This window comes from Pseudobutyrivibrio sp. 49 (assembly GCF_900100545.1).
Classification (GTDB): Bacteria; Bacillota; Clostridia; order Lachnospirales; family Lachnospiraceae; genus Pseudobutyrivibrio.
Genome location: NZ_FNDP01000001.1, coordinates 205802 through 224021 on the forward strand (window position 1 = coordinate 205802; position 18220 = coordinate 224021).

Annotated in this window: 8 protein-coding genes; all 8 read left to right on the forward strand. The window is 41.1% G+C overall.

Going from position 1 to position 18220, the window contains the following annotated elements; genetic code table 11:
* The first annotated feature begins 23 nt into the window (after positions 1 to 23).
* The 8 genes from BLP54_RS00875 to BLP54_RS00910 all read left to right on the forward strand — a co-directional run bounded on the left by BLP54_RS00875 (position 24) and on the right by BLP54_RS00910 (position 18204).
* A complete protein-coding gene (locus BLP54_RS00875) occupies positions 24 to 1637 on the forward strand; it encodes a GH25 family lysozyme (RefSeq protein WP_090165841.1) in 1614 nt (537 codons plus the stop codon).
* A 352-nt stretch (positions 1638 to 1989) separates the two neighbouring features.
* The gene (locus BLP54_RS00880) at positions 1990 to 3666 is read left to right on the forward strand and encodes a cellulase family glycosylhydrolase (protein WP_090165843.1); all 1677 of its coding nucleotides are present in this window, start codon (positions 1990 to 1992) and stop codon (positions 3664 to 3666) included.
* A gap of 149 nt (positions 3667 to 3815) precedes the next feature.
* On the forward strand, positions 3816 to 6251 hold the full coding sequence (locus BLP54_RS00885) for a glycoside hydrolase family 9 protein (protein ID WP_090165845.1): 2436 nt from the start codon (positions 3816 to 3818) through the stop codon (positions 6249 to 6251).
* Between the two features lie 10 nt (positions 6252 to 6261).
* Complete coding sequence (locus tag BLP54_RS00890) at positions 6262 to 8091, forward strand: cellulase family glycosylhydrolase (protein ID WP_090165848.1); 1830 nt, start codon at positions 6262 to 6264, stop codon at positions 8089 to 8091.
* A 144-nt stretch (positions 8092 to 8235) separates the two neighbouring features.
* Positions 8236 to 12768, forward strand: coding sequence for a glutamate synthase large subunit (gene gltB, locus BLP54_RS00895; RefSeq protein WP_090165850.1), 4533 nt, complete (start codon positions 8236 to 8238; stop codon positions 12766 to 12768).
* Between the two features lie 10 nt (positions 12769 to 12778).
* Positions 12779 to 14275 (forward strand): glutamate synthase subunit beta, encoded by a 1497-nt coding sequence (locus BLP54_RS00900; RefSeq protein ID WP_090165852.1) that lies wholly within the window; start codon positions 12779 to 12781, stop codon positions 14273 to 14275.
* A 232-nt stretch (positions 14276 to 14507) separates the two neighbouring features.
* A complete protein-coding gene (gene asnB, locus BLP54_RS00905; protein ID WP_090165854.1) occupies positions 14508 to 16094 on the forward strand; it encodes an asparagine synthase B in 1587 nt (528 codons plus the stop codon).
* A 16-nt stretch (positions 16095 to 16110) separates the two neighbouring features.
* Positions 16111 to 18204, forward strand: coding sequence for a glutamine synthetase III family protein (locus tag BLP54_RS00910; protein WP_090165856.1), 2094 nt, complete (start codon positions 16111 to 16113; stop codon positions 18202 to 18204).
* Positions 18205 to 18220 lie beyond the last annotated feature (16 nt).

The window sequence follows — 18220 nt, forward strand, 5'->3', positions numbered from 1 at the left end:
TTGGAGGAAGAATAATTACAACAATGAAGGACTTTAATCATTTTGATTACAACAAAAAAGCTTCCAGCAGAGGAAGGAAGCAAAAAGATATTTTTAGGCGAAGGATACTTATTGGCGGTATTGCTGTAGGTATTCTATTTTTAACGCTGGGTACAGTTTTTATTGTGAAAAAGGTTACTGGTGGAAAGGAAGAGCCAGTAGAAGTAGCAGAAGAACTGGAGCCAGAAGATGATGTTAAAATCGAAGTAGTGGTAGATGAGCCAGAGGAAGAACCAGCAGAGGAAGTTACAGAGGACACAGAGGAGGAAGAAAAATCTTCTAAGGATCCACAGGTAGAGGTCAAGGTAGAATCTGGAGCAAATGTTGATGTTGGTAGTCTGGTAAGCGCCAGCACTGTAGGCGAGAACTCAAATATCACTTATGGTATTGATGTTTCAAAATTTCAGGGTACTATCGACTGGACACAGGTAGCTTCTTCAGGTATCAATTTTGCGATGATTCGTGTTGGTTACAGAGATTCATCTACAGGAGAAATCAAAGCTGACTCAAATGCAAAATATAATATGCAGGAAGCTGAAAAGAATGGAATTAAGATTGGTGCTTATTTCTTTTCTACAGCGATAAATTCTACAGAGGCCAATGAGGAGGCTACCTGGGTTGCAAATTATATTGCTCAATATCCTATAACATATCCTGTTGGATATAACTGTGAGGGATTTGAAAATAGCTCAAGTCGACAGTACAATCTGACAAAGGATGAGAGAAGTGCAGTTGCAGATGCTTTTTTGGATGCCATATATAAGGCCGGATATACACCTATTTTCTATGCTTCAAAAAATGAGCTGACAAATGATGCCAAGTGGAATGCATCTTCGTTAGAGAAAAAATGGAAAATCTGGATGGCATGGTATAACCAGGATACATCAGCCATTGCTACAGGTCCTGCATATAGCGGAAAATGTGCTATGTGGCAATATACTAACCAGGGTACCATTCCAGGAATCAGTAAAAAGGTGGATGTTGATGTTGCATACTTTGGTTATAATGGCACAGAGACAGCAAAGGATACCTCTGAAAGAGCAGTAGCAACTGCAGATGTTGAGGCATTAATGAAGTTTGATGCTGTTGATGAAACTGTCACAGCTAAGAGTAAGACAAACTTAAGAGATAAGCCTAGCCAGGGAGCAGATAGTACAGTTAAGGTGACTCTTATTAATGGTCAGACTGCTACACGTACAGGAGTCAGCAAGAGCGGATGGTCAAGAGTGGTATTTGAGGGCGGCACATATTATGCAGTTTCAAGCTACCTTACAACAGATTTATCTGCAGCCGCCCAGACAGCACCTTCACCTACTCCAGAAACAGCTACAGATGCAGCCCAAGCAGAGCAGACACCAGCTACAACAGGATTTAAAACAAAATTTACCGATTGTAATGAGTTAATAACTGCAAAGGAAATAGTTAACCTTCGCTCTAAGCCAAGCGTTACCGATGCAGATTCGCAGGTTGTTATCACTTTATACAATGGTATGACGGCTACACGCACAGGTATTAATAATGAGTATGGCTGGTCAAGAATTGATTACAACGGACAGACACTATATTGCGTAAGCAGTTATATAAAAGTAGTAGAGTAAAAATGATACTCGCCAATTTAAAGTTTTCCTTCTGAAAAAGGAAACTCTAAAAAAAGACCCGATTTTTTTGTAAGAAAAAATTGGGTCTTTTTTAGTAAATATGCACAGTGAAAAATTAAATCGAAAGAGTAAAATATTAACAAAATATTACGAAAATGATACAAAGTGCATAAAAAAATACTACAATTAATTGTTAAAAATACTAGTATATTAGTCTTGACAGAGTTTTTGCGACGTGAAAACTGCACGTGTGAAATAATACACAGCGAGGCATAAGTTATTGACTATAACGTTTAAGTACACATATTATATATATAGGTCGCGACAGTAAGACGAAGGGAGATGCATAAGAATGCATAATGTTAAAAAAATTAAGCGATTATTATCGTTAGTATTGACATTAATAATCGTTGTAACAGCAGTTCCTGTAAAAACAGCAAATGCTGCCAGCGGTACAAACAAAACTGCTACACAGGTTGTCTCAGACATGACAGTAGGTTGGAATATAGGAAACAGCCTTGATTCTTATGGTCAGAAGTCAAATTTCCCATATACAACTTCAAATGAGACATACTGGGGAAACCCAAAGACAACAAAAGCTTTAATCGATGAAGTAGCTAAGGCAGGTTTTAATACAATTCGTATTCCTGTTTCATGGGGACAGTATACAACAGGATCTAATTATCAAATTCCTGATTTCTTCATGAAGAGAGTACATGAAGTAGTAGATTACTGTATTGCAAATGATATGTATGTAATTCTCAATACACATCATGATATTAACAGCGATTATTGCTTCTATGTTCCAAACAATGCTAATAAGAATCGTTCAGAGGCTTATTTCAAGTCAGTTTGGACACAGATTGGTAAAGAGTTCAAGGATTATGATTATCACCTTGTTTTTGAAACAATGAATGAGCCAAGACTTGTTGGACACAGCGAGGAGTGGTGGTTCCCAAGAAATAATCCAAGCTCTGATATTAAAGAGGCTGTTGCATGCATCAATGATTACAATCAGGTAGCACTTGATGCAATCAGAGCAACAGGTGGAAACAACGCTACAAGATGCGTAATGGTTCCAGGTTATGATGCTTCTATCGAAGGCTGTATGACAAATTCATTTGCTATGCCTAAGGACTCAGTAAGCAACAGACTGATTCTTTCAGTTCATGCTTATATTCCTTATTATTTCGCTCTTGCAAGTGATACATACACAACAAAGTTTGACGATAGCAATAAGGGGGATATTGATTCATTCTTCAATGATTTAAATTCTAAGTTCTTATCAAAGAACGTACCAGTTATCGTTGGTGAGACAAGTGCAACAAACAGAAACAATAGGGCAGATCGTGTAAAGTGGGCTGATTACTATTGGGGAACAGCTGCAAAATACAGCAATGTAGCAATGGTTCTTTGGGATAACAATGTCTATGAGAATAATTCTGCAGGTTCTGATGGTGAGTGTCACAGATACATTGATAGAAATTCATTAAAGTGGATGGATCCAGAAATCATCAGTGCAATTATGAAGCATGTAGATGGAACACCAGCTACTATCAATGGAAAAGCTGTTCCAACACCTACACCAGTGCCAACAGCAACCCCTACACCAACACCAAAGCCAACCCCTACACCAACACCAAAGCCAACACCTACACCAACACCAAAGCCAACACCTACACCAACGCCAAAGCCAACCCCTACACCAACTCCTCAGCCAACAGCAACACCTTCAGCTACAGGTGATTTAAAGGCTGAGTACACAATTAATAATTGGGGTTCAGGCTATCAGGTATTAATCAAGGTAAAGAATGATTCTTCAGCTAAGGTTGATACATGGACAGTGAAGGTAAATAAGAAAGATGTAAAGATTGATTCAAGCTGGTGTGTAAATGTTGCCGAGGATGGTGACTATTATGTAATCACACCAATGTCATGGAATTCTTCTATAGAAGCGGGAGCGTCGGTAGACTTCGGAATTCAGGGCAATGGTTCAATTGGTACAACAGTAGATATAACTGTTAAGTAAGATTAAAAAATTAGAGAATGCGGGTAGATTTTTAGAGTAAATTTTACTCGCATTCCTTTTAATCAGGAACTCAAACGTTTAAGTAAACTATGATATCAAGCGCGCGGATATCATAATATAAAAACAATTTTTAAGGAGGAATATGTTATATGCACAAAAACACAAAATCTTTTTGCAAAAAGGTTCTGATGTGCTCTCTGTCTGCATCCATGGTGATTGGAGGCTTTAGCCTTCCAACACTTAAGGCTGATGCTGCAAATTACAATTATGGTGATGCTCTTGCAAAGTCATTATTGTTCTATCAGCTTCAGGAATCTGGAAAGCTTTCAGAGGAAACATTATCAAGAACAAACTGGAGAGCAGATTCTGCACTTAAGGATGGCTCAGACAACGGACTTGATCTTACTGGTGGATGGTATGATGCTGGTGATAATGTTAAGTTTAATTTACCAATGGCATATTCATCTATGGTTCTTGGTTGGTCATACTTAAATAATCCAAAGGCATACAAGGAGTCTGGACAGGAAAAGTGGATGCTTCACGATATTAAGTGGGCAAATGATTACTTTGTAAAATGTAATCCAGATTCAAACACATATTATTATCAAGTAGGCGATGGTGGAAAGGACCATGGATTCTGGGGCGCACCAGAGCTTGTTGAAACAAAGATGTCTAGACCATCCTTTAAGGTAGATGGAACATCTGCAGGTGGTGGTTCTTGTGTAACAGGTGAGGCTGCAGCTTCACTTGCAGTAGCATCTCTTGTATTAAAGGATTCAGATCCTTCAAGAGCAGCATTATACTTATCACATGCCAAGACCTTATATAAGATGGCAGAAAGTGCAAAGAGTGATGCAGGCTACACAGCAGCAAGCGGATTCTATACATCATACAGCGGATTTTATGATGAGTTATCATTAGCAGGCTGCTGGTTATACAAGGCAACGGGAGATAAGACATATCTTACAAAGGCTGAGCAGTATGCTGAGAACTTTGGTTCAGAATTCCAGGGTGGCGATGAAATTGCATATTCATGGACAATGTCTTGGGATGATACACATATGGGGGCATGCTTACTTCTTGCAGAGTTAACAGGTAAGGATAAGTATTACACACCAATTGAGAATAGTATTGATTGCTGGAATGGCAAGCTTGAAGGTTCTAATTCAGTAAGAATTACTCCTGGTGGACTTTCATTCTTAAGTGAGTGGGGTTCAGTTCGTTATGCTTGCAACCAGGCATTCATTGATACAATTTATCTTGGTCTTGATAAAGCAGATAAAGCTCATAAGGATGGAGCAAATGCTTATATCGAAAGAACAATCAATTACACACTGGGAAGCAATGGCCAGAACTTCATGGTTGGCTACAATGCACAGTCTCCTAAGAATCCTCATCACAGAGCAGCTCATGGTTGCTGGTCAAACAACCTCAACGCAGCTCCTGAGAATTCAAGACATACACTTGTAGGTGCTATCGTTGGTGGACCTGGTTCTGCAGACGATTCATACAAGGATGTTCGTAGTGATTATCAGGCAAACGAGGTTGCTTGCGATTACAATGCAGGCTTCACAGGCGCTTGTGCATATCTCTATGAAAAGAACGGATTTGGTGCCGTTACAACACCAACAGCTATCGAAAAGACAGATGGTGAAGAGTTTGTTCTTAAGGCTGGCATCAATGCTCAGGATAAGAACAACAAGATTAACTTTGTTGAGCTTAAGACTGTTATCGAGAATCATACAGCTTGGCCAGCAAGAGTTACAGACAACTTAAAGCTTCGTATGTACTTCGACCTTAGCGATGTTATCGCACAGGGAAACAGTGCATCAGATATGAAGGTTTCTACAACTTACATGCAGCATCCTGTAAAGATTTCTAGCTTTAAGAAGTCTGGCAACTCAGGTCTTTACTATATCGACCTTGATCTTGCAGGCGCTGAAATCTATCCAGGTGGACAGAGTGAGTGCAAGTGCGAGCTTCAGGTTAGAATTACAGCACCTGGTAAGTGGGATTATTCTACAAGCCCATGTGTAGCAGGACTTGGCGGAACAAGCAATTCTCAGATGTCTGCACCTAAGGGAATGCAGTTGTTCGAAGGTTCTACTTTAGTGCTCGGTGAGAAGACAGTTGATGTTGTTGATGAGCCAACACCAACACCAGTAGTAACACCAACACCAACACCAAAGCCAACACCAACTCCAACACCAACACCAACACCTACACCAAAGCCAACACCAACACCTACACCAAAGCCAACACCAACTCCAACTCCAGAGCCAACTCCAACACCTTCTGGAAGTTTGACAGCTGAGTACTCAGTTAATGATTGGGGTTCAGGATATCAGGTATTAATCAATGTTAAGAATGACTCTAAGACCACAACTAACACATGGACAGTTAAGGTAAATAAGAGCGACATTCAGATTGATTCTAGCTGGTGTGTAAACATTGACGAGACAGGTGATTACTATGTAATCACTCCTATGTCATGGAACTCAGTTCTTGAGCCAGGTGCATCTACATCATTTGGTGTTCAGGGATCAGGTCACGTAAACTCAACAGTTGGAATTACTGTAGAGTAGGAGGTGCCAAGTGCAGAAAAAATCAATTTGCAAGAAGACATTGTCTGCTTCTTTAGCAGCTTTATTACTTGTATCAGGATGCAATCTTGCACCTCTTAGTGTTAGAGCAGCAGAGAAGGAATTAACAACAGCCTATACAATTAATAACTGGGGCTCAGGCTATCAGGTATTAATTAAGGTAAAGAATGATACAACAACCAGAGCTGATTCTTGGGCTCTTAAGGTTAACAAGAATGATGTTGGAATTGATTCAAGCTGGAATGTTAAGGTAAAAGAGTCTGGTGACTATTATGAAATCACTCCAATGGAGTGGAATTCAGTAATTGAGCCAGGTAGCACAGTGGAATTCGGTGTACAGGGTTCTACTCATGTTGGTTCTACAGTTGAGATTATTGCAAATGGGGATGGACAGGCTGATACACCAAAGCCAACACCAACTCCAGTTGTAACACCAACACCTACACCTACAGCAAAGCCTACACCAACTCCAACACCAGTTGTGACACCAACACCTACTGTTAAGCCAACACCAACACCAACGCCAACTCCAACTCCTACAACAGTAGTAGAGGATCCTTCAGTTCAGGGAGATGATTGGCTTCACACAGATGGCCATAAAATCCTTGATAAGCAGGGACGTGAAGTATACTTAACTGGTGCAAACTGGTTTGGCTTCAACTGCTCAGAGAAGGTATTCCATGGATTATGGAGTGCTAATATGAAGGATGTAGTTGAGGGCATGGCTGATCACGGTATCAACCTTGTACGTGTGCCAATTTCTACAGAGCTTCTCCTTGACTGGAAGGCTGGTAAGAAAGTAAAGGTTAACGTAAATACGTATGCTAATCCAGAGCTTAAGAGAGCTGATGGAAGCGATATGGATTCAAGAGAAATCTTTGATATCTTCGTAGATCTTTGCCGAGTAAATGGTATCAAGATTATGATGGATTGCCATAGCGCTGATGCAAACAACTCAGGTCACAATTACAATGTATGGTATGGTCCTAAAGGATTCACAACTCAGGATTGGATTGATGGCTGGACATGGTTTGTAAAAGAGTATAAGAATGATGATACAATCATCGCTTGTGATCTTAAGAATGAGCCACACGGTAAATATTCTACAGGTGAAGAGCCTGCAGCTAAGTGGGACGATTCTAAGGATGAGTGCAACTGGCAGTATGCAGCTAGCCGTTGTGGAAAGGCTATACTCGATGTAAACCCTAACCTTCTTATTATGGTAGAAGGTATCGAGGAGACACCAAGAGCTGGTTATGATTACAACTCAGGCTTACAGGATCCTAATGCTTCAGAAGATGAGCTTAAGTATTACGGCGGATGGTGGGGTGGAAACCTCAGAAACGCTGGCAAATATCCAGTAGACCTTGGAAAGTATCAGAATCAGTTAGTATATTCTCCACATGATTACGGTCCACTTGTTTACGAGCAGACATGGTTCAAGAAGGATTTCAGCGAAAAGACTCTTCTTGAGGATGTTTGGTATGACAGCTGGTTCTATCTCCAGGATAAGGATATCGCACCTCTCCTTATTGGTGAGTGGGGTGGATTCATGGATGGTGGTTCAAATGAGAAGTATCTGAACATCATGTCAGACTTCATCGCTAAGAATCACATCAACCATACCTTCTGGTGCATCAATCCTAACTCTGGTGACACAGGCGGCCTTCTTGAAGGCGACTGGGTAACATGGGATTCAGCTAAGTACAACATGATGAAGCAGACACTTTGGTCTGATTCAAAGACTGGTAAGTTTGTAGGTCTTGATCACAAGGTGCCTCTTGGCTCTAACGGTGAGACAGTGACAACTTATTACAAGTAATTTAACACTTTAATGTAAAAAAGTACTTGCATTTATATAGAAATAATTGTATATTAGTGCAAGACAAAGGCGTCTAAACAACACCCGAAGTGGGTTCGTTTAGACGTCTTTTTTGTTATGTAAAATGTGGAAGGAGTAGCAGATATGGCTAATGACAATCAGCAGATGGGATTATATAATCCTGCCTTTGAACATGATAATTGCGGAATCGGTGCTGTAGTTTCAATCAAAGGAATCAAGACTCATCAGACTGTATCAGATGCTTTAAAGATTGTAGAAAATCTTGAGCATAGAGCAGGTAAGGATGCAGCTGGAGAAACAGGTGACGGCGTAGGTATTTTACTTCAGATTTCTCACAAGTTTTTCAAGAAAGCTTGTAAGACTTCAGGCATTGCCATTGGTGATGAGAGAGAATACGGAGTTGGTATGTTTTTCTTCCCTCAGGATGAGCTAAAGAGAAAACAGGCCATGAAGATGTTCGAAATCATTGCTGAGAAGGAAGGCTTGGAATTTTTAGGTTGGAGAGAGGTTCCAACAAAAGCAGAAATTCTTGGTAAGCTTGCAGTAGAATGCATGCCTCACATTATGCAGGGCTTCATTAAAAAGCCTGCAAACTGTAAGAAGGGACTTGATTTTGATAGAAAGCTATACGTGACACGTCGTGTTTTTGAGCAGACAGCTGAGGATACCTATGTAGCTTCTCTTTCTAGCAGAACTATCGTATATAAAGGAATGTTCTTAGTAGATCAGCTTAGACTTTTCTTCGAGGATCTTCAGGATCCTGATTATGAGTCAGCTATCGCTACAGTTCACTCAAGATTTTCAACAAATACAAATCCATCTTGGGAGCGTGCTCATCCAAACCGTTTTATTGTACATAATGGTGAGATTAACACTATTAAGGGTAATGCAGATAAGATGCTTTCCCGCGAGGAGACAATGGTTTCTCAGGTTCTCGAATCTGAAATGACAAAGATTACCCCAGTATGTAATCAGGCAGGTTCAGATTCAGCCATGCTTGATAATGCATTGGAGTTCCTTGTAATGAACGGTATGCCACTTCCACTTGCTGTTATGATTACAATTCCAGAGCCATGGGTAAAGAACAAGGCAATGGAGCAGGCTCGTCGCGATTTCTATCAGTATTATTCCACAATGATGGAGCCATGGGATGGTCCAGCATCAATCCTTTTCTCAGATGGAGATATTATGGGTGCCGTTCTTGATAGAAATGGACTTCGCCCATCAAGATACTATATTACAAACGACGATTACCTTATTCTTTCTTCAGAGGTTGGTGTTCTTCCAATCGAAGAGAGCAGAATTAAGGCAAAGGATAGATTAAAGCCAGGCAAGATGCTTCTTGTTGATACTGTAGAGGGTAGACTTATTGCTGATGATGAGCTTAAGGCTACATTTGCAGCACGTCAGCCTTACGGTCAGTGGCTTGATGCTAATCTTGCCCACCTTGCAGACATTAAGATTCCTAATGAATCAGTACCAGTATACAGCCAGGCTGAGAGAGATAAGCTTCAGAAGGCATTTGGATATTCCTATGAAGAGATTAAGGATTCAATCCTTCCAATGGCATTAAATGGTGGTGAAAACACCGGTGCAATGGGTATTGATGTACCACTTGCAGTTTTATCAAAGCATCATCAGCCATTATTTAATTACTTCAAGCAGCTTTTTGCACAGGTTACAAATCCACCAATCGATTCTATTCGTGAGGAGATTGTTACAGCTACAACAATTTATCTTGGAACAGCGGGAAACGTCCTTGAGGAAAAGGAAGAAAACTGCAACATGCTCCAGATTAACAACCCAATCCTTACAACTACTGACTTGATGAAGATTAAGTCTATGAAGGTGCCAGGTCTTAAGGCTGAAACAGTGCCAATCATTTACTATAAGAATACTTCTTTGGAGAAGGCTATCGAGCATCTCTTCGTAGAGGTAGACAGAGTAAACAGAGAGGGTGCAAATATCATCATCCTTTCAGATAGAGGTGTGGATGAAAACCATGTGGCAATTCCATCACTTCTTGCAGTTGCAGCTGTTCAGAGACATTTGGTTCAGACAAAGAAGCGTACAAGCCTTTCAGTAATTTTGGAATCAGGTGAGCCAAGAGAGGTTCATCATTTCGCAACACTTTTAGGCTATGGTGCTTCTGCTATCAACCCATATCTTGCACAGGAGACTATTGCTGAGCTTATCCAAAAAGGTCAGCTTCAGAAGGATGTTCACGCAGCTATTGATGCATATAACGAGGCAGTAATCAGCGGCATTATTAAAATTGCATCAAAGATGGGTATTTCTACAGTACAGTCATATCAGGGCGCTAAGATTTTCGAGGCTATCGGTATCAGCTCTGATGTAATCGATAAGTACTTTACAGGAACCATCAGCCGAATTGGTGGAATCACTTTAAAGGATATTCAGGATCAGGTGGACATGCAACATTCACAGGCCTTTGATCCCCTTGATTTAGATGTAGATGAGACTCTTGATTCAAGAGGTCAGCACAAGATGCGCTCAGGTGCAGAGGAGCATCTCTACAATCCAGCTACAATTCATCTCCTTCAGCTTTCTACAAGAACAGGAGATTACAATACATTTAAGGAGTACACAGCTCTTGTAAATGAAGAGGATAATATCAGAAACCTTCGTGGTTTAATAGATTTTAATTACCCTAAGAAGGGTATTAGTATTGATGAGGTAGAGTCTGTTGATTCTATCGTTAAGAGATTTAAAACTGGTGCCATGAGTTACGGCTCTATCTCAAAGGAAGCTCACGAGACAATGGCCATTGCCATGAACATGCTTCACGGAAAGTCAAATTCCGGTGAAGGTGGTGAGGAAGATGAGAGATATGAGATTGGTCCAGATGGATTAAACCGTTGCTCTGCAATCAAGCAGGTTGCTTCTGGTAGATTTGGTGTTACAAGTAAGTATCTTGTAAGTGCCAAGGAAATCCAGATTAAGATGGCTCAGGGTGCAAAGCCAGGTGAAGGTGGACATCTTCCAGGAAAGAAGGTTTACCCATGGATTGCAAAGACTCGTCTTTCTACTCCAGGTGTTGCTCTTATTTCGCCACCACCTCATCACGATATCTATTCAATCGAGGATTTGGCAGAGCTTATTTATGATTTGAAAAATGCAAATAAGGATGCTCGTATTTCTGTAAAGCTTGTATCAGAGGCAGGCGTTGGTACAATTGCTTCTGGTGTAGCAAAGGCAGGAGCTCAGGTAATTCTTATTTCAGGTTACGACGGTGGTACTGGTGCAGCTCCAAAGTCATCTATCCACAATGCAGGTCTTCCATGGGAGCTTGGTCTTGCTGAGGCTCATCAGACTCTTATGATGAATGGCCTTAGAAACAAGGTCGTAATCGAGACAGATGGAAAGCTTATGAGCGGTCGTGATGTAGCTATCGCATGTGCACTTGGTGCAGAGGAGTTCGGTTTTGCTACAGCTCCACTTGTAACTATGGGCTGCGTAATGATGCGTGTATGTAACCTTGACACCTGCCCAGTTGGTGTGGCCACACAGAATCCAGAGCTTAGAAAACGCTTCGCAGGAAAGCCAGAATATGTTGTAAACTTCATGCGCTTTATCGCTCAGGAGCTTCGTGAATACATGGCAGAGCTCGGCTGCAAGACTGTAGATGAGCTTTGCGGACGTACAGATTTACTTAAGGTTAAGGACAATTGCAAGAACGGTGCTTACGGCAAGGTTGATATGTCAGCAGTTCTTAACAACCCATTTGAGGGTGAGAAGATTTCTTACGAGAATAAGAATGTATATAACTTTGAGCTTGAAAAGACAGTTGATGAGAAGATTCTTCTTAAGAAGCTTGGCAGCGCAATTAAGTCAGGAAAGGGTGGAGAGCTTTCTGTAGATATTTCCAATACAGATCGAAGCCTTGGAACACTTCTTGGTGCTGAGCTTACTCGTCACTTTGGTGAGAGTCTTGAAGAAGATACTTACAAGGTTAACTGCCACGGTGCAGGAGGTCAGTCCTTCGGTGCATTTATTCCAAAGGGACTTACACTTGAGCTTGAAGGAGATTCCAACGATTACTTTGGTAAGGGACTTTCTGGCGGAAAGCTTGTAGTATATCCATCAAAGGAAGCTACTTACAAGCAGGATGAGAATATTATCATTGGTAACGTTGCACTTTATGGTGCCACAAGTGGTAAAGCCTTTATCAATGGTGTTGCTGGAGAGCGTTTTGCAGTTCGTAATTCCGGAGCGACAGCAGTTGTAGAGGGCTGTGGAGACCATGGTTGTGAATACATGACAGGTGGTCGTGTAGTAGTCCTTGGTACAACAGGAAAGAACTTTGCTGCAGGTATGTCAGGCGGTATTGCATACGTGCTTGATGAGGATGCAACACTTTATAAGAGGCTGAATAAATCTATGGTAAGCCTTGAGACTGTAACAGATAAATATGACGTTTTAGAGCTTAAGGAAATCATCAAGGAGCATGTTAAGGCAACAGGCTCTGCGAAGGGTAAGGAAGTATACGAAAACTTTAGCGAGTACCTTCCTAAGTTCAAGAGAATTGTGCCATTCGATTACAAGAAGATGATGCAGACAATCGTCCAGATGGAGGAGAAGGGCTTATCTTCAGAACAGGCTCAGATTGAAGCGTTTAATTTACTGTGCAGATAGGAGGATTATCATGGGAAAGCCAACAGGATTTTTAGAATATGAGCGCAAAGAGGCTTCTGCAGTTAGTCCTCTTCAGCGTATTAAGAATTTTAACGAATTTCATACACCACTTTCAAAGGAGGAGCAGCAGAAGCAGGCAGCCCGTTGTATGGAGTGTGGTGTTCCATTCTGCCAGGCAGGTATGACAATTAAGGGGATGACTTCAGGCTGTCCTCTTAACAACCTGATTCCTGAGTGGAATGATTTAGTATATCAGGGAAACTATGAGATGGCATACAGACGTCTTCATAAGACCAGCAATTTCCCAGAGTTTACCTGCAGGGTATGTCCAGCTCTTTGTGAGAAGGCATGTACCTGTGGTTTAAATGGAGATGCTGTCTCTACAAAGGAAAATGAGATGGCTATCATCGAATACGCCTATGCGAATGGCCTTGCAGATGCAAAGCCACCAAAGGTTCGCACTGGTAAAAAGGTTGCAGTAATTGGTTCAGGTCCTTCAGGACTTGCAGTGGCAGATCAGCTTAACAGACGTGGTCACAGCGTCACTGTTTATGAGCGTAATGACAAGGTTGGTGGATTACTTCGCTATGGTATCCCTAACATGAAGCTTGAGAAGCAGATTATCGACCGCAAGGTAAAGGTAATGGAGCAGGAGGGCATCAGCTTTATCGTAAATGCGAATGTTGGTGAGAATGTTAAGGCAAATGATTTAGTGTCAAAGTATGATGCGGTTATTCTTTGCTGTGGTTCCTCTAATCCTCGTGATATTGCCGCAACAGGTCGTAAAGAGGCCAAAGGAATATATTTTGCTGTAGATTTCCTCACTTCAACTACAAAGTGTCTCTGGGCAAACAATATGCAGCTTGTAGATGGCGAATATATTTCTGCCAAGGGCAAGGATGTAATCATCATTGGTGGTGGCGATACAGGTAATGACTGTGTAGGTACAGCAATTCGTCACGGCTGCAAGTCTGTAACACAGCTTGAGATGATGCCAAAGGCTCCAGATGTTCGTGCTGAGTCTAATCCATGGCCACAGTGGCCACTTGTGTGCAAGACAGATTATGGTCAGCAGGAGGCTATTGCTAAGTTTGGACATGATCCACGTGTCTACACAACAACTGTAAAGGAATTTAAGACTGACAAGAATGGTAACCTTAAGTCTGTAGTTTTAGTTTCTTTAGAGTCACAGGTGGATAAGAAGACAGGACGAAAGATGATGGTGCCAGTAGATGGTACAGAAAAAGAGGTTCCATGTCAGCTTTGTCTTATCGCAGCAGGTTTCCTTGGTTCACAGGATTATGTTACAAAGGCATTTAAGGTGGAAGTGGATGGACGCACTAACGTTGCATCCGTAAATGCGAATTCATTTGCCACAAATGTGAAGAAAGTATTCACCGCTGGAGACATGCACACAGGCCAGTCTCTCGTAGTAAAAGCAATTCGTCAGGGACGCGATTGTGCCCGTGAAGTAGATGAATATTTAATGGGTTATTCAAATTTATAAAAAAAGTTGTTGACAACGAATTAACAAAGTTTTATTATTCAAATCAATAAAAATCAATGGAACGACAAAGGCGTCGTAAACGTAGAGATGAGCTACGTTTACGGCGCTTTTTTGTTTCTAAAAAAACTGGTAGGTAACAAGCTCTTAGGTTTCTGAATGAAGCATGTTAGCTGAATGAAGAAACACTAAGGCTTGTTACCGTAACCAGGAAATCTGGGAAGGAAAAAGAAGTATGTGTTCAATTATGGCTTTAAGCAAATGCCACGTTGAAATGAAAGATTTCGAAGCGGCATTCTCTAAAACAGTGTCTAGAGGACCAGATATGCAAAAGGTGATACGCATAAACGATTCGGTCCTGGGATTCCAAAGATTATCAATCATGGGCCTTACAGAAGCAGGAATGCAGCCCTTCGAACTGGATGGTAATTATGTAATCTGCAACGGTGAGCTATACGGGTTCAAGCCAGTAAGAGAAGAGTTAAAAGCAGACGGTTACAAATTCTTAAGCGACAGTGATTGCGAAATCATCTTACCGATGTATCGCAAATACGGTACAGCAATGTTTGAAAAGCTGGATGCAGAATTTGCAATGGTTATCTACGATAAAGCTGAAGACGATTTGGTAGCAGCAAGAGATCCAATCGGAATCAGACCTTTGTTCTACGGATATGACAAAGCAGGTTCGATAATGTTTGCTTCTGAGGCAAAGAACTTAATAGGTCTTACAGAAGAGGTTAAACCATTTCCACCTGGACATTATTACAAAGCTGGAAAGTTTGTATGCTACAGAGATTTGGCAAAGCGCAAGCCTTACAGTAAGGATGGTGTTGAACAGGCTTCAGCAAAGATTAAAGAGCTTCTGGTGGCAGGAATTGAAAAGAGACTTGATGCAGATGCACCAGTTGGTTTCCTTCTTTCCGGAGGACTTGATTCATCACTTGTTTGTGCAGTAGCACAAAAGATGATGGATAAACCAATCAAAACCTTTGCAATTGGAATGAATGAAGATGCAATCGATTTAAAGTATGCAAAAGAGGTTGCTGATTACATCGGATCAGAGCATCACGAGATAATCATCAATAAGGATATTGTTCTTGAATCTCTTGAAGAAGTTGTTGCAGCTCTTGGAACTTACGACATTACAACAATAAGAGCCAGCATGGGAATGTATCTTATTTGTAAAGGAATCAAAAAAGAGTTCCCAGAGGTTCGAGTACTTCTTACCGGTGAGATTTCAGACGAGATTTTCGGATATAAATATACAGACTTTGCTCCTAATGCTGAAGAGTTTCAGCTTGAAGCAGAGAAGAGACTGAGAGAGCTTTATATGTACGATGTGCTTAGAGCTGACAGATGTATCTCAGTTCACTCAATGGAAGCAAGAGTTCCATTTGGAGATTTAGCCTTTGTGGATTATGTGATGAGCATTAATCCTGAAATAAAGATGAATAAGTACAACAAAGGAAAATATTTATTAAGGCATGCCTTCGAGGGAGACGATTACCTGCCTTACGACATTCTCTTTAGAGAGAAAGCGGCATTTTCCGATGCAGTTGGACATTCAATGGTTTATTACTTAAAGGAGTATGCAAACAGTATTTATTCAGATAAAGACCTCGAGAATGCAAAACGTAAATACGAATACAGAGCACCATTCACAAAGGAATCTCTCCTTTATAGAGATTTATTTGAAAAGTACTATCCAGGTCAGGCAGAAATGATTGTAGACTTCTGGATGCCAAATAAAAATTGGGAAGGATGCAACGTAAACGATCCATCCGCCCGAGTATTATCAAATTATGGAGCTAGTGGAATTTAAAAGGAGGAATAATGATATGAGCAAGGTAACAGAGATTTTTGGAAGTAAAGTTTTCAATGATGAGACCATGAAAGAGCGTCTCCCTAAGGATGCTTACAAAGCCCTTAGAAATACTGTAGAGGAGGGACGTCCACTTGATAGAGAGCTTGCAAATGTAATTGCGCATGCTATGAAGGAATGGGCTATTGAGCTTGGTGCTACACACTTCACACATTGGTTCCAGCCAATGACAGGTGTAACAGCTGAGAAGCATGATTCATTTATTCAGCCAGAGGAAGGTGGAAAGGTTATTATGACTTTCTCAGGCAAGGAGCTTATTAAAGGCGAGCCTGATGCGTCTTCATTCCCATCAGGTGGACTTAGAGCTACGTTTGAGGCTAGAGGATATACAGCATGGGATCCTACAAGCTATGTATTCATCAAGGATGATACACTTTGTATCCCTACAGCATTTTGCTCATACTCAGGTGAGGCGCTTGATAAGAAGACTCCACTTCTTCGCTCTATGGAGGCACTTGATAAGTCAGCAGTTAGAATACTTAAGCTTTTCGGACACGACGAAGTAAAGAGAGTAATTACAACAGTTGGTCCGGAGCAGGAATATTTCCTTATTGATTCTGAGATGTATAACAAGCGTCCAGATTTAATATACACAGGCCGTACACTTTTCGGAGCAAAGCCTCCAAAGGGACAGGAGCTTGAGGATCACTATTTTGGAACAATCAAGCCTAGAGTATCGGCTTTCATGAAAGAGTTAGACGAGGAGTTGTGGAAGCTGGGAGTTCTCGCAAAGACAAAGCATAACGAGGTTGCTCCAGCACAGCACGAACTTGCACCAGTTTTCTCAACCACTAATATAGCAACTGATCATAACCAGCTCACCATGGAGATGATGAAGGTAGTGGCAGGTAGACATGGCATGACTTGCCTGCTCCATGAGAAGCCATTCGCTGGTGTAAATGGTTCTGGTAAACACAACAACTGGTCTATTTCAACAGATACCGGAGTGAACCTGTTAGAACCAGGTGCTACTCCTTCCCAAAATGCCCAGTTCTTATTATTCCTCACAGCCGTGATCAAAGCTGTTGATGAGTATCAGGAGTTACTCCGTGTATCTGTTGCTTCTGCTGGAAATGATCACAGACTTGGTGCAAACGAGGCACCACCAGCAATCATCTCAATGTTCATCGGTGATGAGCTTGAGGCAATTGTAGAATCTATTATAGATGGCAAGGATTATGCAGATATCAAGAAGAAAAAGATGTCAATCGGTGCTGCAGTAATCCCAAGCATTTCACAGGATACAACAGACAGAAACAGAACTTCTCCATTTGCCTTTACAGGTAATAAGTTTGAGTTTAGATCACTTGGTTCATCAGCATCTATTTCTGGACCAAATGTAATCTTAAATACAATCGTTGCAGAGGAGCTTGATAAATTCGCAGCAGAGCTTGAGAAGGCTAAGGACTTCGATAAGGCGCTTGATAAGCTTATCAAGAGAGAGCTTACAGCTCATAAGAGAATCATCTTCAATGGAAATGGTTACTCAGAGGAATGGGTAAAGGAAGCTGAAAAGAGAGGTCTTAAGAACCTTAAATCTACAGTAGATGCCCTTCCAGCTTTTGTAGACAAGAAGTCAATTGATGTATTTACAAAGCATGGAGTATTTACAGAGCAGGAAATCTTAAGCCGTTACGATATTCAGCTTGAGAACTACTATAAGGTAATCGACATCGAGGCTCTTACCTTTGACTCAATGGTTAAGAAAGATATTATGGCTGCAGCTTCAGATTATCAGTACACACTTGCAGAGACACTTAATTCTAAGCTTGCTACAGGCCTTGACCTGGACTTTACAGTTGATAAGAAGCATCTTGAGAAGGCATCAAAGCTTTCAGCAGCTATGGACAAGAAGCTTGAGAAGCTGGAGAAGGATATCGAGAAAGGAAAGAAGCTTACTGATACATATGAGCTTGCTAAGTACCATCACGATGTAATCTTTGCTGATATGAATGATTTGAGAGAGGTTGTTGATGAGCTTGAGACAGTAGTACCAAGCGATATCTGGCCATATCCAACATATGGAGAAATCTTATATTCGGTTAAATAATTAGGGTGCAATGGGG